The sequence below is a fragment of the Flavobacterium succinicans genome, from assembly GCF_001662485.1.
Classification (GTDB): domain Bacteria; phylum Bacteroidota; class Bacteroidia; order Flavobacteriales; family Flavobacteriaceae; genus Flavobacterium; species Flavobacterium succinicans_A.
Map to the genome: position 1 here is coordinate 1 of NZ_JMTM01000047.1, position 1,617 is coordinate 1,617.

Below are 1,617 nucleotides of genomic sequence, written 5' to 3' on the forward strand. Positions count from 1 at the left end.
AAGCCGCCTCTTTGCGAATATTGGATTTATCCAAATCAAAATAAATCATTTTGATACCAAAACATTTGCCCAAATCATCGCCTACTGTTACTTTGCAAATGCTGCCTTCTAGTTGTAAATCTACTGTGGTTTGGCCTGTGATTTCAGGGATTTTAATGGTTACTTCTTTTGAGGTATACTCTTCTTTGGTGGCTCTAACGCTGTAGGTTTTTCTACAATCGACCTTAAAGCTGTAATTACCTGATGCATCGGTTGTGGTCTCGCCAACTACTTTGTATTTTTTGTTCAAAAGCACCATTTGTACGCCTGCCAAAACTGCCCCTGATGCCTTATCGCTTATAGTTCCATTTAAGATTTGTTTGCACTTATCTTTACTGATAAATCTATAAATATCATCCGAGCCTAATCCGCCATCGCGATTCGAGGAGAAAAAACCTTTGTTGGTTTCGCTATCTCGGTAATACCCAAAATCATCTTTAGGGGAATTCACTTCGGCTCCGTCATTTTCAACTTCATCAAAAGTACCGTCGTCGTTGATTTTGGTAGTAAAAACATCCAAACCTCCTAATCCAGGATGTCCGTCTGAGGCAAAATACAATTGATTGTCTTTGGTTACAAATGGAAAGGTTTCTCTTCCTTCGGTATTAATTTCTGCGCCTAAATTAATCGGTTTTCCGTAAGTTCCGTTGCTGTTGATCGCCACTTTATACAAGTCCGATTGACCGATTGTTCCTGGTCTATCCGAAGCAAAATACAAGGTTTGCTCATCGGGGCTCAAGGCTGGGTGGGCTGTACTGAAATTATCGCTATTGAACGGCAATTCGGTCACATTGGTCCATCTTTTGTTGACCAAAGTAGCTTTGTAGATTTTGAGTAGTGTAACCTTGTTGACATCTTTTCCTTTTTTGCCATCCAAATAGTTATTTCTGGTGAAATACATGGTGTTGCCATCTTTGGTAAACACTGGAGTGGCTTCATGAAATTTAGAATTGATGTTGGCATCGTAGCGTTTGGGATGGCTTGGAATAAGCTCTCCGTTGACTGTTGCGGCATATAAATTAGTAAAATGTTCGCCTGTCCAAGTGTGTTTGCGTTGGCCAATGCCACCAGTATCTCTTGCGGAGGTAAAAATTAATTTATCGTCTACAATGGCACTACCATAGTCAGAATATTTGGAGTTGATGCCTGCGTTTTCAATGGTGTAGCTACCAATATTGGCTCGGATGTCTTCTAGATATTCGCTATTTTTTTTCAAGCGTTTGCTACGGCCGTCGCCACCTGATTTGTTTTCAAATTGAGTCAGTACGGTTGCTGCTTCTTTCTCTTTTCCGATGGATTTTAGCGATTGGGCGTAACGGTAATAATATTCAGGGGTTAGTTCTGGTTGTAATTGATAGAGCTTTTCATAAGACTGGGCTGCTTTTTCAAAATCAGAATTAAAATAATACGCATTGCCTAATTTCATGAACATATCTGCCGATTGGTAGCCTTTGGCAGCCAGGCGTTCATAGGTTTTTATCGCATCAACATAGGCATAACTATCGTATTTTTTATCCGCGGATGCTAATTTGGCTTTTTGAGCAAAGGCAAAACTACACCAAAGTATAGTGAGGATTA

Annotated in this window: 1 protein-coding gene; it reads right to left on the minus strand. The window is 40.1% G+C overall.

The genetic code is table 11. The annotated features are described in order from the left end of the window. Nucleotides 1-1,615 (minus strand): carboxypeptidase regulatory-like domain-containing protein (locus tag FLB_RS08920; protein WP_082923257.1); only part of this gene is annotated, 1,615 nt, incomplete at its 3' end. Nucleotides 1,616-1,617 lie beyond the last annotated feature (2 nt).